Genomic DNA, 18,521 nt, shown 5'->3' with positions numbered 1-18,521 from the left:
GGGTAGCTGCGAGGCCCGCACCGGCGGCGCTCTCGCACGAGACAATGACGATTTTCGACCCGAGCTTCGAGGACTGACCTTCCGATGGATTTGCTGTTTCCGCTGCTGATCGTGGCCCTTCTGGTACCGCTCTTTCTCAATGCGCGTCGACAGAAGAAGGTGCTGGCCAAGACAACGGAGATGCAGGACTCGCTGAAGATCGGCGACGAGGTCGTGACCACGGCCGGGCTCTACGCCAGGGTGGTCCTGGTCGAGGACGACACGATCGATCTCGAGATCGCCGACGGCGTCATCACCACCTGGTCGCGTGCAGTCGTACGTGAGGTACTGCCCGACGATTCCGAGTTCGACGACACCGACGTCGATGTCACCACCGACTCGGACATCGCGGCCCTCGGCTCGAACGACACCACGGGACCGTCGCTCAGCAAGGCAGACGTGAGCCGACCGGACGAGACCGTCGAGCAGACGTCGAAGAGGCTCGAAAAAGAGTGAACACGCGTTGATTCGAACCGCTGTCGGAGGCAGAATCCGGCAGCGGTTTCGTCTGCGGTGACCGATTTGGTGCACAATCGCACCGCTCACCGCTGACACATCGGGCCGGTAGGCCCCGCAGGAACCGACACTTTCCACCGCCCAGAGGAGAATCACACACCGTGGCACCTTCCAGCGGACCGGTGCAGCCCGCCCGCTATCTCGCCGTTTTCGCGGTGCTGATGGCAGCGGTGTATGCCCTGGTCTTCTTCACCGGAGACAAAGACCCCTCGCCCAAGTTGGGAATCGACCTGCAGGGCGGCACGCGCGTGACACTCACCGCGAGGACCCCCGATGGAAATGCTCCGACGCAGGACAGCTTGAAGCAGGCGCAGCAGATCATCGAGACCCGCGTCAACGGTCTCGGTGTCTCCGGTTCCGAAGTGGTCATCGACGGCGACAACCTCGTCATCACGGTGCCCGGCGATGACAGCTCCCAGGCGCGCACTCTCGGGCAGACCGCGCGGCTGTTCATCCGACCGGTGGTGGGCTCGGTTGCCCCGTCGGCCGGTCAGGGCACGGGGGCGCAGCAGACGCCGGTCGATCCGGCCGCGCCGACCGATCCTGCGGCACCTGCCGATCCCGCAGCGTCCGTTGACCCCGCGGCGCCGGCCGCGCCTCAGAGCCGGGTGTTCCCGGCTCAGGATCCGTCTGCGGTCGATCCGACGCCCACCCCCGATGCACCTGCCACGGATGCACCTGCCACGGATGCGCCGGCCGAAGACCCCGCCACCGATGCGTCGCTGTCGGACGCAGATCGTGCTGCCCAGGAGATCGCCGACGCCAAGACGCTCCGGCAGAGCGAGGATCCGCAGATTCAGCAGCTCGCTATGCAGTCTCTCGACTGCAACGCGGCCGACCCACTGGCCGGAAACGACGACCCTGCGCTGCCCCTGGTTGCGTGCTCGACCGACGGAACGGCCGTCTACTTGCTGGGTCCGACGATCATCGACGGGCAGCAGATCGCCGACGCGACGTCCGGTTTCGACAGTCAGCAGGCCCAGTTTCAGGTGAGCCTGACGTTCGACTCGGAGGGCTCGAACACCTGGGCTCAGTTCACGGCGGCCAACCTGCAGAAGCAGGCCGCATTCGTGCTGGACTCGAAGGTGATCAGTGCGCCGGTCATCCAGGGTGCCACCCCTGCCGGTAGCGCCACCTCGATCACCGGAAACTTCAACGCCCAGAGTTCCTCGGAGTTGGCCAACACCCTCAAGTACGGTTCGCTGCCCCTGTCGTTCGTGTCTTCGGAAGCCGAAACCGTGTCGGCAACACTGGGCTTGGCCTCTCTGGAAGCCGGACTGCTCGCCGGAGCAATCGGACTGGCGCTGGTGTTGGTCTACTGCTTGCTCTACTACCGTGCCCTCGGTCTTCTCACGGCGCTGTCGTTGGCACTGGCCGGTCTCGTCGTCTACGGCATCATCGTTCTGCTGGGCCGATGGATCAGCTTCACGCTCGACCTCGCCGGCATCGCCGGACTCATCATCGGTATCGGTATGACCGCCGACTCGTTCGTCGTGTTCTTCGAGCGCATCAAGGACGAGATTCGTGAGGGGCGTAGCTTCCGTTCGGCAGTACCGCGCGGTTGGGCACGCGCTCGCAAGACAATTCTGTCGGGTAACGCGGTCAGTTTCATCGCCGCGGCGGTGCTCTACGTACTCGCGGTGGGGCAGGTCCGTGGGTTCGCCTTCACCCTCGGCCTGACCACGATCCTGGACATCATCGTCGTGGTGCTGGTGACGTGGCCACTGGTGTACTTGGCCTCGAAGTCGAAGTTCTGGTCCAAGCCGTTCGTCAACGGTCTCGGCGCCGTCCAACAGATCGCGACCGAACGCAAGCGCGCAGCCAACAAGGCGCTTGCCGTCAAGACCGGCACTGCGCCGTCGAAGGAGGCATGACATGTCGGATACGACCACGTCGACCCCATCACCCCTCGACGACTCGAGTGTCGACCAGGCTACGCAGCCCAGGCACAGCTTCCTGTCCAGGCTCTACACCGGTACCGGGGCCTTCGACATCGTCGGTCGTCGCCGGTTCTACTACATCCTCACCGGCGTCATCGTGCTGGTATGCCTGCTGAGCTTCCTCGTGCGCGGCTTCACGCTCGGTATCGATTTCGAGGGCGGCACTCGGATTGCACTGCCGGCCGCCGACAACATCACCACCGAGCAGGTCGAGACGGTGTACGACGACTCGCTCGGCATGCCGCCGGTGTCGGTCCAGACCGTCGGTTCGGGCGCGGCAGCAACGGTGCAGATTCGCTCCGAAGCACTCGATCCCAGTGAAGTGGACACCCTCCGCCAGGCGTTGTTCGAGGCCTTCCAGCCGCAGGACAACTCCGGCACTTCGACCCCGAACGCCATCAGCGTCTCGGACGTCAGCGAGACGTGGGGCAGCCAGATCACCCAGAAAGCGCTGATCGCGCTCGCGGTATTCCTGGTGATCGTCAGCATCTACATCTCCGTCCGGTACGAGCGAGACATGGCCTTGGCGGCACTTGCCGCACTGGGGTTCGACCTGGTGGTGACCGCAGGCGTGTACTCGCTCGTCGGATTCGAGGTGACCCCGGCGACGGTGATCGGCTTGCTGACGATCCTCGGTTTCTCGCTGTACGACTCGGTGGTGGTGTTCGACAAGGTCGAGGAGAACACCCGAGGCATCCTCAACCTGCACCGCAAGACGTACGCAGAGCAAGCCAACCTGGCCGTCAATCAGACCCTGATGCGCTCGATCAACACCACCGTCATCGGTGTTCTTCCGGTGATCGCGCTGATGATCATCGCGGTCTGGCTGCTCGGAGTGGGCACACTCAAGGACCTTGCGCTGGTGCAGCTCGTCGGCATGATCGTCGGTGCCTACTCGTCCATCTTCTTCGCCACCCCGTTGTTGGTATCGCTCAAGGAGAAGTGGGGGCCCGTGGCCGCTCACACGCGCAAGGTCCATTCCAAGCGGGCCGAAGCAGCCGCCCGCGCCGCCGGTCTGGCCCCCGAACCCGTTGCGGTCGGTGTGTCCACCACCAAGGCATCCGCTCCACAGGCAGGTAATCGGCCCACCGGGAAGCGGAACAAGAAGCGACGGTAGATGCCCATCCTCGACTGGGACGGAGAGTGCACGTGAAACGCAGGTGTATCGCGGCACTGGTGGCGGCAAGTGTCGGCGCGGTGTCCATCACCGCGTGCTCGTCGCCCGAGGACAAGGTGCCCTCGATCGGCTACTCGTTCGACAACGTGGTCGACACGTACAACGCACGGACCGTCGATGGCGCGGCGTCGGGAGCAAGGCAGGCCTTCACCCGGGTGCAGGTGGGCTTCAGCTACCTCGGTCCCGAGGGAGATGCGCTGTCGGACAACGACATCGGAACCGTCACGGTCGTTCCCGGCGATACGCTGAGCCTGCAGTACTCCATCGCCCCGGCCGCGACGTACTCGGACGGCGCGCCGATGGCGTGTGACGACCTGGTGTTGGCGTGGGCCGCGAACAGTGGCAGATTCGCCACCGACCGCCCCATGTTCGACGCGGCGTCGACGGCCGGATACTCCGACATCCAGCGCATCGACTGCGTTCCCGGTGCCAAGGAGGCCACGGTGGTGTTCGCCCCGGGGCGCAGCTACCTGAACTGGCGCGCGCTGTTCGGTGCCACCGACCTGCTTCCCGCTCACGTCGCCGCCCGCGCTGCCGGGGTGCCGAACGTCGTCGATCCGATTCTTGCCGAGGACGAGGGCGTGGTGGGCCGCATCGCGGAGTTCTGGAACACCGGGTGGACCCTGACGCCGGGCTCGATCGACACCTCGCTGCTGCCCTCGGCCGGGCCGTACCGCATCGATTCCTACACCGCCGAGGACGGTTTGGTGCTCGTTGCGAACGACGCCTGGTGGGGAATTCCTCCCGAGACCGAGCAGGTCGTCGTATGGCCCAAGGGGACCGACGTGGCGGCGAAGGTCGCCGACGGCTCGCTGGACGTGATCGACCACGGTGCCGGTGCCGTCGATCTGGGCGCGACCGAGGGATTCGCGACCAGCGAGGAGCCGTCCCGAGGCGTCGAGCAGTTGACCTTCTCGACGCAGGGCGCAATGGCCGACGCCGGCGCGCGTCGAGCCGTGGCCGCGTGCATCCCGAGAACGGATCTGTTCGACACTCTCGGCCATCCCGGGTCGGATGCTTCGTCGGCCGGTCTCGGCTCGGGTGTTGTGGATTCTCGTCTCGTTCAGCCCGACACCCTGGTGTATCCGTCGGTGGCTGCGGCCGTGGGCGATCGATATCAGAGGTCGGATCTGGATCAAGCGGGTAAAGAACTCGCTGCCGCGGGGGAGAGCGCTCTGACCGTGCGCGTCGGCTACCTGGGTCCGGACGCGCGTCGAGCCCAGGTGGTGAGCCGAATGGCCGCTGATTGCGCTGCCGCGGGCATCACCGTCGAGGATGCGGGTTCGCCGGAGTTCACGCCGTCCGCGCTGCGCGCCGGCGCGGTCGACGCCGTGCTCGGAAACAGTGGCTCTCTGCCCGGGCCATCGGGTTCGGCCGCGGGAGTCGTTGCTCGATATTCGCTGCGGACGGGGATCGGACTGAACGTCGGCGGCTACAGCAACGGCAGGATCGATTCCATCGTCGATCAGCTGGCGGTGACCGACGATCCCGAGCGCGTGCTGGCGCTGTCGACCGAGGGCGAGAACATCCTGTGGAACGACATGCCGTCCCTGCCCCTGTACAACGAGCCGCGTACCACCGTCGTCAGTGACGGTATGCAGGATGTGATGCCCAACCCGACGGCAGCAGGTGTCGGGTGGAACATGGATCGGTGGGTTCTTCTTCGATGAACGACATGGTTGAACGGGCAGGCGCGGCCGCTGCCGTGACTCGGCTGACGCGGTGGGTCGACGATTTTCCCGTGTCCGGGGTGCGTTTCGGCGATCTGACGCCGGTGTTCGCCGACGGCAAGGCGCTGCGCAGCGTCGTGTCGGAATTGGCGGAGGGTTTCGAGAACGTCGATCTGGTGGCGGGGATCGACGCCCGTGGATTCCTGCTCGGCGCCGGAGTGGCTCTCGAGCTGGGGTGCGGGGTACTTGCGGTTCGCAAGGCGGGAAAGCTGCCGCCACCGGTGCATTCGCGGTCGTACGATCTCGAGTACGGGACCGCCGAGCTGCAGATCCCGACGGCGATCGACGTGGCCGGACGGCGGGTGCTGGTGATCGACGATGTGTTGGCGACGGGCGGGACCGTCGAGGCGACCGCTCGGTTGTTGGCCGATCAGGGTGCGGAGATTGTCGGGGCCGCTGTCGTTCTCGAGATCGCGGCCTTGGGAGGGCGCGACAGGTGTAGCGGTTACCCGCTTGCCTGCCTCGTTCGAGTATGAGGACTAAAGTCTGTTCGTAGTGCGTTGTCCGGATGCGTCCGGCGACGACGTCGACCGTGTGGCAGGAGGTGATGAGAATGACCCGTTACATCGATCAGCCCTTGCCCGATGGGCCTGCCGTCCCCGAACAGCCGAACGTTGCCGATAGGGCCGGAGTCGACGTCGCATCGACGGACGAGGTCACGTCCGGTGATACCCGCCCGGCCGTCGAGCCTGCAGTGACTCCGGCATCGGCGGTGAACGACGCGCAGGCTCCGTCCGGCACGCGCAATTCGGCACCGGTGCCGACGTCGGCGTCGAGACGGGTGCGAGCGCGTCTGGCGCGCCGTATCACCGCCGGCCGTAGTGCCGCCGTCAAGCCCGTCCTCGAGCCACTGGTCAGCCTGCACCGCGAGCTCTATCCCAAGGCCGATCTGGCGCTGTTGCAGCGGGCGTACGACGTCGCGGACGAACTGCATGCAACTCAGATGCGCAAGTCCGGCGATCCGTACATCACCCATCCGCTCGCCGTGGCCAATATCCTCGCCGAGCTGGGGATGGACACCACGACCCTGGTTGCGGCCCTGCTGCACGACACGGTGGAGGACACCGGATATTCGCTCGCCAAGTTGACCGAGGAATTCGGCGACGAGGTCTCGCACCTCGTGGACGGAGTGACCAAGCTCGACAAGGTCGTACTCGGCACTGCTGCCGAGGGCGAGACCATTCGCAAGATGATCATCGCGATGGCGAGAGATCCTCGCGTGTTGGTCATCAAGGTCGCCGATCGTCTGCACAATATGCGCACGATGCGCTTCCTGCCACCCGAGAAGCAGGCCCGCAAGGCCAAAGAGACTCTGGAAGTCATTGCGCCGCTTGCGCATCGACTCGGAATGGCCACGGTCAAGTGGGAGCTCGAAGATCTGGCGTTCGCCATCCTTCACCCCAAGAAGTACGACGAGATCGTGCGCCTCGTCGCCGACCGTGCACCGTCACGCGACACGTATCTCGAGAAGGTACGGGCCGAGATCAATGCGACCCTGGCCGCGTCGAGAATCAGCGCCGTGGTCGAAGGGCGACCCAAGCACTACTGGTCGATCTACCAGAAGATGATCGTCAAGGGTCGCGATTTCGACGACATCCACGACCTCGTGGGCGTCCGCATTCTGTGCGACGAGATCCGCGACTGCTATGCCGCTGTAGGCGTCGTGCACTCGTTGTGGCAGCCGATGGCAGGCCGCTTCAAGGACTACATCGCTCAGCCGCGCTACGGGGTGTACCAGTCTCTGCACACGACGGTGATCGGGCCCGAGGGCAAACCCCTCGAGGTGCAGATCCGAACACGAGACATGCACCGGACGGCAGAGTTCGGTATCGCTGCGCACTGGCGGTACAAGGAGACCAAGGGCAAACACTCCCAGGACAACGCCGAGGTCGACGACATGGCGTGGATGCGCCAGCTGCTCGACTGGCAGCGGGAAGCAGCCGATCCGGGCGAGTTCCTCGAGTCGCTACGGTACGACCTCGCGGTCAAGGAGATATTCGTCTTCACGCCCAAGGGCGACGTCGTCACCTTGCCTGCCGGATCGTGCCCGGTCGACTTCGCGTACGCGGTGCATACGGAGGTCGGTCATCGCTGTATCGGTGCCCGGGTCAACGGCCGACTGGTCGCACTCGAGCGCACGCTCGACAACGGTGAAGTGGTGGAGGTGTTCACCTCCAAAGCCGCCACTGCCGGTCCCAGCCGCGACTGGCAGGGGTTCGTGACGTCGCCACGAGCGAAGACCAAGATTCGCCAGTGGTTCGCCAAGGAACGCCGCGAGGAGGCGCTGGAGGCAGGCAAGGACGCCATCGCCAAGGAGGTTCGCCGAGGCGGACTGCCGTTGCAGCGGTTGATGAATGCCGAGTCGATGTCGGCGATCGCGCACGAACTCCGTTATGTCGACGTCTCCGCGCTGTACACCGCCGTCGGCGAAAATCACGTGTCCGCTCGGCACGTGGTGCAAAGGCTGGTCGCCCATCTCGGTGGTGTGGGCGATGTCGAGGAGGAACTCGCCGAGCGGTCGACGCCGTCGACGATCCCGACGCGGCCCCGCCAGGTCGGCGACGCAGGCGTGTTGGTCACCGGTGCCGACGGTGTCGTGGCCAAGCTCGCGAAGTGCTGCACTCCGGTGCCCGGAGACGAAATCCTCGGATTCGTCACCCGTGGAGGATCGGTGAGCGTGCACCGCACCGATTGCACCAACGCGCGCTCCCTCGAAGAGCAGTCCGAGCGCTTCATCGAGGTTCAGTGGGCACCGTCGGCATCTTCGGTGTTCCTGGTCGCTATCCAGATCGAGGCTCTCGACCGCCACCGGCTGCTCTCGGACGTCACCAAAGCGTTGGCCGACGAGAAGGTCAACATCCTGTCGGCGTCCGTTGCGACATCGGGAGACCGGGTTGCGATCAGCAAGTTCACCTTCGAGATGGGTGATCCGAAGCATCTCGGTCACGTGTTGAACGTGGTCCGCAACGTCGAGGGAGTCTACGACGTGTACCGGCTGACATCGGCCGCCTGAGCGGTCCCGACAACGACGAGAGGGTGAGCAGAGAATCTCTGCTCACCCTCTCGTCGTTCGAATCGAGCTACACCGTTGCCGATTCCACGATCACCGGATTCGCAGGCGCACCGTCCTCGGAGCCTCCGGTCACCCCGCCCGCTGCGATCGCGTCGAGGGTGGCCAGTCCGCTCTCGGAGATGGTGCCGAACACCGTGTACTGCGGCGGCAGCACCGAGTCGGCGTACACCAGGAAGAACTGGCTGCCGTTTGTGTCCGGGCCTGCATTGGCCATGGCGAGCGTCCCACGCGGGTAGACGACCGGGTTCTGGGCCTGCGTCGGATCGTCGGCGTACGCGGTGGTGGGGTATTCGTTGGCGAAGCTGTACCCCGGTCCGCCCCGTCCTGATCCGGACGGGTCACCGCACTGCAGTACTTCGAGACCCGGTGACGTGGTCAACCGGTGGCAAGGAGAGCCGTCGAAGTAGCCCTGCTGCGCCAGACCGACGACGCTGTTGACCGTGCACGGTGCCTGAGTTCGGTCGAGGACGATGTCTATCGGCCCCTGATTGGTGGTCAGTGCGACGTTCACGGTGCCGTACACGTCGACATTTTCGGTGGGAGGCGGGTTCACTTCCTTCGCGGCCGGCGACTCCGCCGGATAGGCACAGGACACCGTGTCGGTCGTCGGCTGCGGCACGGCCGGTAGTGCACCGAAACGAGAGAGGTCCAGTGCCGGCCGCGGCGTGGGGGCCGCACTCGTGGTCGTCGACGTCGATGCCGAGGTCGTGGTGGTAGGTGCAGCGGCCGGGTCGGCCGAACCGGAACACCCTGCCAGTACCAGCGCGGTGGCCGAGACCACGATGGTCAGAGCGGCGATGCGGTTCACAGGTCGCTCAACATGGTCGTGATGTCGACCGGTTCGGCCGGCGCTCCGTCGGATGCGCCGCCCTGCACTCCCTTGGCCGCGATGGCGTCGAGCGTGGCGAGTCCGGTCTCGTCGATGGTGCCGAACGCGGTGTAGGCGGGCGGCAGTTCGGAATCGCCGTAGACGAGGAAGAACTGGCTGCCGTTTGTTCCCGGGCCTGCGTTGGCCATGGCCAACGTTCCTCGCGGATACGCGATCGGGGTCTGCGCGGCCGGGTCGCCCTCGGCGAACGTGTCGGTGGGGAATTCGTCGGCGAACTGGTACCCCGGTCCGCCGCTTCCGGTGCCCGAGGGATCGCCGCACTGCAGCACCTGAAGACCGGCGCCGGTGGTCAGTCGATGGCAGGTGGTGCCGTCGAAATACCCCTGATTGGCGAGCGAGACGAAACTGTTCACCGTGCACGGAGACTCGGGGTTGTTCAGGGTCAAGCCGATATTGCCCTGGGTCGTGGTCATGCTGTAGCTCAGCGGTTCGTCGCTGGTGGGGACGTTGTCGGTGCGCGGGGGAGTGTTCTCCTTGGCCGCAGGCGCTGACGCAGCGGGATAGGAGCAGTTCACCGTCTCCGGCAGGGGCTCGGAACGTCCCGCCGCGATGAGGGAGTCGGCGGGTGCCGACGTCGTCGATTCCTGAGCGGTACTCGCATCGTCGTCACCGCGGGTCACCACGTACACGACCGAGACGACGGCCACGACTGCGACGACACCGAGAATGGAACCTGCAATCGTCAATTGCTTACGACGCCGTGCGCGCTCCGCGCGGCGTACGAGTTGGCGTTCGAGCTTTCGTTTGGCAGCCTCGCGCCGTTGCTCGTTGCTGGGCAATTCGTGTTCCTCCCGCTTGTCCGAAAATCGACCTCGCCCGCTCGATACACGGACCGATCGTGTGGTAACAGGCCGAAAATCGACCAACGCGAGTGTGCCATCACTGCCTGAGAGCATGCTGGGGGGACCCGATGGGATCGGCCCCACTAAGCTTGTTCGGTACTTCGGCCTCAGCCTTTAGGAGCGATTGGTTTGCTCGTCACCGGATTTCCCGCAGGCATGTTTCAGACGAATTGTTACATCCTGGCCCAGGACGACGCGTCCGAGTGCGTCGTCGTCGATCCCGGCCAGGACGCCGCGGATCCGCTGATCGATTTTCTGACGCGATCCTCGCTCACTCCCACCGCAGTGCTGCTCACGCACGGCCACCTCGACCACACGTGGTCGGTCGAGCCGATCTGCGCAAAGTACGGCATCGCGGCGTACATCGCACCCGAGGATCGGTACATGCTGTCGGATCCGATCAAGGGAACGGGTCCGGCGTTGGCTGCCGTGCTGGGGGACATCGAGTTCCGCGAACCGGCCGAGGTGATCGAACTGGCCGACGGCGAGCAACTGGATCTCGCCGGGATCGAGTTCACGGTGGTGCACACGCCCGGGCACACCCAGGGTTCGGTGGTGTTTCTCGCTCGGGCCGACGGGCCGGACGGTGCGGTTCCGCTGGCCCTGACCGGAGACACCCTCTTCGCGGGGTCGATCGGCAGGACGGATCTGCCGGGCGGCAACCACGACCAACTGCTGCGGTCCATCGCGTCCCGGTTGCTGCCGCTCGGTGACGACACCGTGGTACTGCCCGGACACGGCGGCCAGAGTTCGATCGGCCAGGAACGCGGGTCCAACCCGTTCCTCGTTGGACTCGGAGACCCCGAGCAAGGGAAGCTGTGAGCGTGAGCAAGCCGACCGCATTTTCTGCCCCCAAGGGTGTCCCCGATTACTTCCCCCCGAACTCGGCCGAGTTCGTCGCCGTTCGGGAAGGGCTGCTGAACGCTGCCCGCAACGCCGGCTACGGGCACATCGAATTGCCGATCTTCGAGGACACCGGACTGTTCGCCCGCGGGGTCGGGGAGTCGACCGATGTGGTGAGCAAGGAGATGTACACCTTCGCCGACCGCGGAGATCGGTCGGTGACGCTGCGTCCCGAGGGCACCGCCGGCGTCATGCGCGCGGTGATCGAGCACGGTTTGGATCGCGGTGCCCTGCCGGTCAAGTTGGCCTATGCCGGGCCGTTCTTCCGGTACGAGCGCCCGCAGGCCGGACGGTACCGGCAGCTGCAACAGGTCGGAGTCGAAGCGATCGGCATCGATGATCCGGCCCTGGACGCCGAGGTCATCGCCGTGGCCGACGCCGGGTTCCGGGCCTTGGGGCTCACCGGATTCCGGCTCGAGATCACCTCGCTCGGCGACGACACGTGCCGCCCGCAATACCGAGAGCTGTTGCAGCAGTTCCTCTTTGCGCTTCCACTGGACGAGGAAACCCGTCGACGCGCCGAGATCAACCCGTTGCGCGTGCTCGACGACAAGCGGCCGGAGGTGCGCGAGATGACCGCGGACGCACCGTTGATGCTCGATCACCTCTCCGATTCCGCCAAGGAACACTTCGACGAGGTGCTTTCGTACCTGGACGTGATGAACGTTCCGTACCTGGTGAACCCGCGGATGGTGCGCGGCCTGGACTACTACACCAAGACGACGTTCGAATTCGTTCACGACGGTCTCGGGGCGCAGTCCGGTATCGGCGGCGGCGGCCGTTACGACGGGCTGATGGAACAGCTCGGCGGACAGGCGCTGTCGGGTATCGGCTTCGGTCTCGGCGTCGACCGCACGGTGCTGGCACTCGCCGCCGAGGGCAAGACCGCGGGCGCGACATCTCGGTGCCAGGTGTTCGGTGTTCCGATGGGTGCCGGTGCCAAACTGGCGATCGTCGACATCGCGGCCCAGTTGCGTGAACGAGGTATTGCCGTCGACATGGCCTACGGAAATCGCGGCATCAAGGGTGCGATGAAGGCTGCCGACCGATCCGGTGCCCGGTACGCGTTGGTACTCGGGGATCAGGAATTGGCGGCGGAAACGGTTCTGGTGAAGGACCTTTCGAACGGCGAGCAGGACACCGTCGCCCTGGCCGACGTGGTCGATGCCCTCGGGTCGCGCCTTGCCGGGTGATTCTCGACCCGGTGACTCTCGACCCGGTGACTCTCGACCCGGTACCGGCCCGGTAGCCCTCGATCTGGTTTCTGCAGAGTTCCTTGCCCCGCGCTTGCGCAAGATCGCGTTCGGTTCGGTGGTGATCGGAATCGCGGTGGCCGCCGCGCTGGCTTTCGTTGCGCCGGTGTGGTTGGCAGTCCTGATCGGGGTGGTGGTCGGTGGTCCGGCAGCGGTGTCGGGCTGGCTGGGTTTGCGCCGACGGGTGTGGCTCGACGGGCCGCTGTTGTGCTCACGAGGGTTGCGCACACGCCGACTGAGGATGCCGGAGGTGGTGACGGCCGAGCTGACGATTCGGACGGCCGGAATCGACCAGATCTCGTTGCGGCTCTACGACGGGCGTACGCCCGTCGTGGTTCCGCTGGCGCTCTACACGAAGGGTGGCGGCCGCGAACTACCGATTCTCGCGTTGCGAACCCTCGCCGATTCGCTGTGGACCACCGAGCTGGTTCCTGCCGCGGCGATCGCGTCGGTGTTGGTGGATCAGCTGCGCGCCGAGGCCCGCGACGCCGGACTGGACGAGCGGCCGCTCTATCGCGCTGTCGACCTCGTCCGCAGCAAGGGGCGAACTCCCCAGGCCACTCTGACCGACCGTGAGGTCGCGCAGTTGCTCGATTGAGCCGGAATCAGGTCACCAGGAAGGCGTCGAGCACGACGGCCTCGGCCGACCTGGATCCGGACGTGACGACGAGTGCGCGGTTGAGATAGGTGAACTTCGGGACCGCCGTCGACACCCGAAGAGTGCCGCGGAAGTAGTACGTCGCGGGGTCGACCTCGCGCTCGGGATCGTTCAGAGCGTCGATGACCTCGGCCGGACCGAACTGAACTCCGCGGTAGCCGAGCGAAAGGTAACCGCCCGTTGCCAATTCGAGGACGAGGTCGCTGCTGAACTCGGTGCATCCGTCGGGCCGCGTCACGCTGACGACGGTCGACCCTGCCGCGAGGGTCCCCTCGATGTCGGGGCCTGGTGCTGCGCCGCCGAGCACGGTGGTGACGACCCGTTCGCCCTGGGGCACCGAGCCGATGTCGATTGCCGGTCCCAGGGTGATTCCGAGACGCAGGATGGGTTCGAGGGTCGGTGTGTTCGGGGCGGTCACGTCGGTGCACTCCTAGGATCGACTGGGGGCCTACGCTATCGCCTCCAGGCACCCGCTCCCGAGCGGGGATCGTCGGAGCGCGGGCCGGCCTTGACACGGCATAGAACAAATGTTCGACTGTGTGCATGCGATGGGCGGGTCAGACTCTCGACGCCGCGGACGACGGGGCGCTGCCGGGGCTGGAGCGATCGGGTTTGGTCCGCAGCGTGCAGACGCCCGAGTTCGAGGGCATCACCTTTCACGAGGTGCTGTGCAAGAGCGCCTTGAACGAAGTGCCGAGCGAATCGCAGGTGCCGTTCTCGTGGACCGTCAATCCGATGCGTGGGTGCTCACACGCATGCAGATACTGCTTTGCCAGGCCGACGCACGAATATCTGGACCTGGACTCCGGCAACGACTTCGACTCGCAGATCGTCGTCAAGACCAACGTGGCCGCCGTTCTCCGCAAGGAACTGTCTCGCCGATCGTGGAAGCGCGAGCCGGTGGCACTCGGCACGAACACCGACCCCTATCAACGTGCGGAGGGTCGGTACCGATTGATGCCCGGCATCATTCGGGCACTGACCGAATCGGGCACTTCGTTCTCGATTCTGACCAAGGGCTCACTGCTGCGGCGCGATCTACCCCTGTTGACGCTTGCCGCGCAGCAGGTCGACGTGCATGTGAGCATCAGCCTCGCCATTCACGACGCCGACCTGCAGAAGCAGCTCGAGCCCGGAACCCCAAGTCCGCGAGCGCGATTGGACCTCATTCGTGCGGTCCGCGACGCCGGACTCGACTGCGGAGTTCTGGTGGCACCGGTGATCCCCTTCCTGACCGACGGTGCCAAGCAACTCGACGGTCTGATCGGCGCACTGGCCGACGCGGGAGCCACGACTGTGACGGCGCTGCCGATGCACCTACGGTCGAGCACCAAGGACTGGTACATGAGCTGGCTGGTGAGAGAACACCCTGCGTTGGTACGCAGATACCGTCAGCTCTACGGGCACGGTGCGTACGTGACTCCGGAATACAAGCACTGGTTGAAAGCGAGAATCGATCCGCTGCTCGACACCTACGGATTCGCCGCCGAGCAGACTCGCGCGTTGCCCGCGAACGAGCCTGCCGACTCCCGAGGGTTGGTGGCCTCGGGGCCGGCACTCACGTTGTTCTGATCGTGCCGGTTCAGGGATTGTCGAGGTCGCGAGCCGAGAAAGTGTCGCAGGCCGCCACCTGTCCGGTCTCGTAGCCCGCGGAGAACCAGGCCTGCCGCTGCGCGGACGAGCCATGCGTCCAGCCCTCGGGGTTGACGCGACCGGTCGACGCCTGCTGAATCCGGTCGTCGCCCACCGACGACGCTGCCGACAGGGCATCGTCGATGTCGGTGCTCGTCAACGGTTCGAGAAACGGCACCCCAGTTTTCGGGTCGACAGTCTCGGCTGCGTAGTGCGCCCAGATTCCCGCGTAGCAGTCGGCTTGCAACTCCACTTTGACGCCGCCGGACTCGGGTCCCTGCGGATCGGCCTGCGCGCGGCCGATGTCGCCCAGCTGGTTCTGCAGGTGGTGGCCGAATTCGTGCGCTACCACGTACTCCTGCGCGAGTGGGCCGCCGCTGGAGCCGAATTGGTCCACGAGGACCTGAAAGAAGCTCGTGTCGAAATAGGCCGTCGAATCGGCCGGGCAGTAGAACGGTCCGACGGCGCTGGTGGCGTTGCCGCAGCCGGTATTCGTTGCGCCGGAGAACAACCGGACTTCGGGCTGGACGTATGCGACACCGGTCTGCGACTGCAATTGGGACTCCCAGACGGTGTCCAGACTTCCTACCGTGAAGTCGACTCGGCAGTCGACGTTACTGTTCGCCTCTGCCACGTCACAGTCGAGCGTTCCCGACGTTCCGGAGTCGTTCTGCCCCGCAGAGCTGTCGCCACCGCTGATCTGGTTCAGGATGGCTCCCGGGTCGCCGCCGAACAGCAGAGCAAGGACGATGATGACCAGGCCACCCGCGCCGCCGCCGATGGCCAACTTGCCGCGTCCGCCGCCCCCTCCGCTGCCACCGACGGAGACTCGGCCTGGTGTCGTTTGCGAGCCTTCTCTGAAGGTCATGCCCGAATTCCTCTCCGCCGAGCTCCCGCCTGTGGCGGGAACACACATCGCTGCTGTCGGCCATAGCTTCGCATGCTGCGGTGCGATCTCGTTTCCTTCTAGGGTCATGTGCTCCGTAGGATCGGTGAGCGAAGAACACGATCAGCGGATTTTTCTCGAAAGGACACCCGTGCTGCGCACCCACCTCGCCGGCTCATTACGCCCCGAGCACGTCGACCGAACCGTGACGCTGACGGGATGGGTGGCCCGTCGACGCGATCACGGCGGCGTCATCTTCATCGATCTGCGCGACGCGTCCGGCGTGTCCCAGGTCGTCTTCCGCGAGGGAGCAGCACTCGAGCAGGCGCATCGCTTGCGCGCCGAGTACGTCGTGAAGGTGACCGGCAAAGTCGAAGGTCGTCCCGAGGGCAACGCGAACTACGAGATCCCGACGGGCGCGATCGAGGTCGAGGCCTCGGAGATCGAGGTCTTGTCCGAGGCTGCGCCGCTGCCGTTCCAGCTCGACGATCAGCCGGGCGAGGAAGCGCGGCTCAAGTACCGCTACCTCGATCTGCGTCGCGAGGGCCCCGGCCACGCCATTCGGCTGCGTTCGCACGTCAACGCTGCCGCCCGCTCGGTGCTCGCACACCATGAGTTCGTCGAGGTCGAGACCCCGACATTGACGCGTTCCACCCCCGAGGGAGCCCGCGACTTCCTCGTTCCCGCACGTCTGCAGCCGGGCAGCTTCTACGCTCTGCCGCAGAGCCCGCAGCTGTTCAAGCAGTTGCTGATGGTCGGCGGCATCGAGCGGTACTACCAGATTGCCCGGTGCTACCGAGACGAGGATTTCCGCGCCGACCGTCAGCCGGAGTTCACCCAGCTCGACGTCGAGATGAGCTTCGTCACGCAGGACGACGTCATCCTGCTGGCCGAGGAGATTCTGGCGTCGCTGTGGAAGCTCGTCGGTCACTACTTCACGGAGCCGATTCCCCGCATCACGTACGCCGAGGCAATGCGTCGCTACGGTTCGGACAAGCCCGATCTCCGCTTCGACATCGAACTCGTCGAATGCACGGACTTCTTCTCCGACACCACGTTCCGTGTGTTCCAAGCCCCGTACGTCGGTGCGGTCGTCATGCCCGGTGGGGCAACGCAGCCGCGTAAGCAGCTCGATCGGTGGCAGGAATTCGCCAAGCAGCGAGGACACAAGGGCCTCGCCTACGTTCTCGTCGGCGAGGACGGCACGTTGGGTGGCCCGGTTGCCAAGAACCTGACCGATGCCGAGCGCGACGGCCTCGCCGCGCACGTCGGTGCGAACAACGGCGACGCGATCTTCTTCTCCGCAGGCCCGATCAAGGCATCGCGCGGACTGCTCGGAGCCGTGCGCGGCGAGATCGCCCGCAAGCTCGACCTGATCGACCCCAAGGCCTGGGCCTTCGTATGGGTCGTCGACGCACCGCTGTTCGAGCCAACGTCCGACGCCACCGCCAGCGGCGACGTTGCCGTCGGGTCCGGTGCATGGACGGCAGTGCACCACGCGTTCACCTCGCCGAAGCCGGAGTCGATGGACACGTTCGACACCGATCCCGGATCTGCTCTTGCCTACGCCTACGACATCGTCTGCAACGGCAACGAGATCGGCGGCGGAAGTATTCGTATCCACCGCAAGGACATTCAGGAACGTGTGTTCGCGATCATGGGTATCGGCAAAGAAGAAGCCCAGGAGAAGTTCGGCTTCCTTCTCGATGCGTTCAGTTACGGCGCGCCGCCGCACGGCGGAATCGCGTTCGGTTGGGATCGCATCACCGCGTTGCTCGCCGGTGTCGATTCGATCCGTGAGGTCATCGCATTCCCCAAGTCCGGTGGCGGCATCGACCCGCTGACCGACGCGCCCGCGCCGATCACTCCGCAGCAGCGCAAGGAATCGGGCGTCGATTTCAAACCGGAGAAGAAGGACGCGTCTGCAGCTTCGGCCGAGCCCGTGGTCGACGCGTAACAGTCGACCTCCGAACACGAATGTCCCCGTAACGCCGAGCGTTACGGGGACATTCGTGTATGTCGAGCTATGACGTCAGCGTGCGGGGGACAATGGCCCACCGGTGAGCACACGGTAGGCGTAGTTCAGCGCAATCACCGAAACGGGGACGGTCACCAGCAGCCCTAGCCCGCACGGTATGGCCCCGACGATATTGATCGCAGCCAGAGCGAGGATCAGCAGGATCACGGGGCCGAAGTTCTTGACCACCAGATCGACGCTCGACTTGATGGCGTCGAACGCGGCCAGGTTCCGGTCCAGCGCGAACGTCAGAGTGAAGGCTGTCAGCACGCCGAGCACGATCTGCAGAAGCGTTCCCAGGAAGGGGATGAATCCGAGCACCACGGTGACCACGGTCCAGATCACGGCCAGGACGGCGAGCTGAGGCACATTGGTCAGTTGGAAGAACCGGCCGAACGTCGGCTTCTGCGGGCCGACGGTCTCGTCCAACGCTCCGCGTACGAAAGCCGCGTTGACGAAGTACCCCACGAAGGTAGCGACGGCGGTCAGGAGTATCGACAGTACGGAGAACGTACCGACGTCCAGGGTCTCACCTCGATTGCCGGCGTCCATTGCAGCAGCGAAGGTCGACGCGAACGTAATCACGAAGGCGACCACGCCCACCGCCAGCACGATGGCGGTCAGTCCGAGCCACGGACCCACATTGGCCTTGAACTTGTCGAAGCCGTAGCTCAGCGCCGCACCGACATCGAGGCGTCCGGGATTGGGGGCCGTCGGTGCCTGCCCGTAGCCCTGGTTTCCGTAGTTCCCGTAGTTTCCGGGCGGTGGTGGGTAGGCACCGGGCGGCGGTGGATAGCCGCCGGGTGCGCCACCCTGCGGTGGGTAGTTCCCGGGCGGCGGTGGGTAGCCACCGGGAGGCGGGTAGCCGCCCTGTGGGCCCTGCGGTGGGTAGTTGCCCTGGGGCGGGTAGTTGCCCTGGGGTGGGTAGTTGCCCGGTGGAGGGAAGCCGCCGGGAGCTCCGCCGGG

Annotated in this window: 16 protein-coding genes; 11 read left to right on the top strand and 5 right to left on the bottom strand. The window is 65.5% G+C overall.

Going from position 1 to position 18,521, the window contains the following annotated elements; translation table 11 throughout:
* The first annotated feature begins 84 nt into the window (after positions 1-84).
* The 6 genes from yajC to CH275_RS21795 all read left to right on the top strand — a co-directional run bounded on the left by yajC (position 85) and on the right by CH275_RS21795 (position 8,415).
* A complete protein-coding gene (gene yajC, locus CH275_RS21820) occupies positions 85-495 on the top strand; it encodes a preprotein translocase subunit YajC (RefSeq protein ID WP_094680360.1) in 411 nt (136 codons plus the stop codon).
* 161 nt (positions 496-656) lie between these two features.
* The gene (secD, locus tag CH275_RS21815; protein ID WP_094680359.1) at positions 657-2,429 is read left to right on the top strand and encodes a protein translocase subunit SecD; all 1,773 of its coding nucleotides are present in this window, start codon (positions 657-659) and stop codon (positions 2,427-2,429) included.
* A gap of 1 nt (position 2,430) precedes the next feature.
* Positions 2,431-3,612 (top strand): protein translocase subunit SecF, encoded by a 1,182-nt coding sequence (gene secF / locus CH275_RS21810; protein ID WP_094680358.1) that lies wholly within the window; start codon positions 2,431-2,433, stop codon positions 3,610-3,612.
* A gap of 26 nt (positions 3,613-3,638) precedes the next feature.
* Entirely contained in the window at positions 3,639-5,342 is a 1,704-nt protein-coding gene (locus CH275_RS21805; protein ID WP_094680357.1) for an ABC transporter substrate-binding protein, read from the top strand.
* 5 nt (positions 5,343-5,347) lie between these two features.
* Entirely contained in the window at positions 5,348-5,878 is a 531-nt protein-coding gene (locus tag CH275_RS21800) for an adenine phosphoribosyltransferase (protein WP_179276288.1), read from the top strand.
* Between the two features lie 77 nt (positions 5,879-5,955).
* The gene (locus CH275_RS21795) at positions 5,956-8,415 is read left to right on the top strand and encodes a RelA/SpoT family protein (RefSeq protein ID WP_094680415.1); all 2,460 of its coding nucleotides are present in this window, start codon (positions 5,956-5,958) and stop codon (positions 8,413-8,415) included.
* 67 nt (positions 8,416-8,482) lie between these two features.
* Here the strand turns inward: CH275_RS21795 and CH275_RS21790 are convergent, their stop codons facing one another.
* Together CH275_RS21790 and CH275_RS21785 are read right to left on the bottom strand one after the other, a co-directional pair.
* A complete protein-coding gene (locus tag CH275_RS21790) occupies positions 8,483-9,283 on the bottom strand; it encodes a peptidylprolyl isomerase (RefSeq protein WP_094680355.1) in 801 nt (266 codons plus the stop codon).
* Positions 9,280-10,143: a peptidylprolyl isomerase gene (locus tag CH275_RS21785; RefSeq protein ID WP_094680354.1), complete on the bottom strand. Its 864-nt coding sequence runs from the start codon at positions 10,141-10,143 to the stop codon at positions 9,280-9,282. Before CH275_RS21785 ends, CH275_RS21790 begins: the two co-directional genes overlap by 4 nt.
* Positions 10,144-10,335: 192 nt before the next feature.
* On the opposite strand from CH275_RS21785, the gene CH275_RS21780 reads away from it, so the two are divergent.
* Genes CH275_RS21780 through CH275_RS21770 form a run of 3 tightly spaced genes read left to right on the top strand, consistent with a single transcriptional unit; the run spans position 10,336 to position 12,960 of the window.
* Positions 10,336-11,028: an MBL fold metallo-hydrolase gene (locus CH275_RS21780; RefSeq protein ID WP_094680353.1), complete on the top strand. Its 693-nt coding sequence runs from the start codon at positions 10,336-10,338 to the stop codon at positions 11,026-11,028.
* A 2-nt stretch (positions 11,029-11,030) separates the two neighbouring features.
* The gene (gene hisS, locus CH275_RS21775) at positions 11,031-12,302 is read left to right on the top strand and encodes a histidine--tRNA ligase (RefSeq protein ID WP_094680352.1); all 1,272 of its coding nucleotides are present in this window, start codon (positions 11,031-11,033) and stop codon (positions 12,300-12,302) included.
* Positions 12,274-12,960 (top strand): hypothetical protein, encoded by a 687-nt coding sequence (locus tag CH275_RS21770; protein WP_179276282.1) that lies wholly within the window; start codon positions 12,274-12,276, stop codon positions 12,958-12,960. Before hisS ends, CH275_RS21770 begins: the two co-directional genes overlap by 29 nt.
* Positions 12,961-12,967: 7 nt before the next feature.
* On the opposite strand, the gene CH275_RS21765 is transcribed toward CH275_RS21770, so the two are convergent.
* Complete coding sequence (locus CH275_RS21765; RefSeq protein ID WP_094680351.1) at positions 12,968-13,438, bottom strand: DUF3237 domain-containing protein; 471 nt, start codon at positions 13,436-13,438, stop codon at positions 12,968-12,970.
* 125 nt (positions 13,439-13,563) lie between these two features.
* On the opposite strand from CH275_RS21765, the gene CH275_RS21760 reads away from it, so the two are divergent.
* A complete protein-coding gene (locus tag CH275_RS21760) occupies positions 13,564-14,592 on the top strand; it encodes an Rv2578c family radical SAM protein (RefSeq protein WP_094680350.1) in 1,029 nt (342 codons plus the stop codon).
* Between the two features lie 10 nt (positions 14,593-14,602).
* On the opposite strand, the gene ypfJ is transcribed toward CH275_RS21760, so the two are convergent.
* Positions 14,603-15,520, bottom strand: a complete 918-nt coding sequence (gene ypfJ / locus CH275_RS21755; protein ID WP_094680349.1) for a KPN_02809 family neutral zinc metallopeptidase — start codon at positions 15,518-15,520, stop codon at positions 14,603-14,605.
* Positions 15,521-15,689: 169 nt separating this feature from the next.
* Between ypfJ and aspS the strand changes: the two genes are divergently transcribed.
* Positions 15,690-17,495 (top strand): aspartate--tRNA ligase, encoded by a 1,806-nt coding sequence (gene aspS / locus CH275_RS21750; protein WP_094680348.1) that lies wholly within the window; start codon positions 15,690-15,692, stop codon positions 17,493-17,495.
* 75 nt (positions 17,496-17,570) lie between these two features.
* On the opposite strand, the gene CH275_RS21745 is transcribed toward aspS, so the two are convergent.
* On the bottom strand, positions 17,571-18,521 hold a 951-nt coding region (locus CH275_RS21745), incomplete at its 5' end, for a hypothetical protein (RefSeq protein WP_143546855.1).

This window comes from Rhodococcus sp. 06-235-1A, from assembly GCF_002258785.1.
Lineage (GTDB): Bacteria > Actinomycetota > Actinomycetes > Mycobacteriales > Mycobacteriaceae > Rhodococcoides.
Note: the sequence above shows the minus strand (reverse complement) of the source record. Positions and strands in the feature narration are given on the sequence as shown.

Bases quoted from the DNA above. Each gene is read 5' to 3' on its own strand.
- yajC (WP_094680360.1), top strand. From the start codon at position 85: ATGGATTTGCTGTTTCCGCTGCTGATCGTGGCCCTTCTGGTACCGCTC.
- secF (WP_094680358.1), top strand. From the start codon at position 2,431: ATGTCGGATACGACCACGTCGACCCCATCACCCCTCGACGACTCGAGT.
- CH275_RS21800 (WP_179276288.1), top strand. From the start codon at position 5,348: ATGGTTGAACGGGCAGGCGCGGCCGCTGCCGTGACTCGGCTGACGCGG.
- CH275_RS21795 (WP_094680415.1), top strand. From the start codon at position 5,956: ATGACCCGTTACATCGATCAGCCCTTGCCCGATGGGCCTGCCGTCCCC.
- CH275_RS21770 (WP_179276282.1), top strand. From the start codon at position 12,274: ATGCCCTCGGGTCGCGCCTTGCCGGGTGATTCTCGACCCGGTGACTCT.
- CH275_RS21760 (WP_094680350.1), top strand. From the start codon at position 13,564: ATGCGATGGGCGGGTCAGACTCTCGACGCCGCGGACGACGGGGCGCTG.
- ypfJ (WP_094680349.1), bottom strand. From the start codon at position 15,520: ATGACCTTCAGAGAAGGCTCGCAAACGACACCAGGCCGAGTCTCCGTC.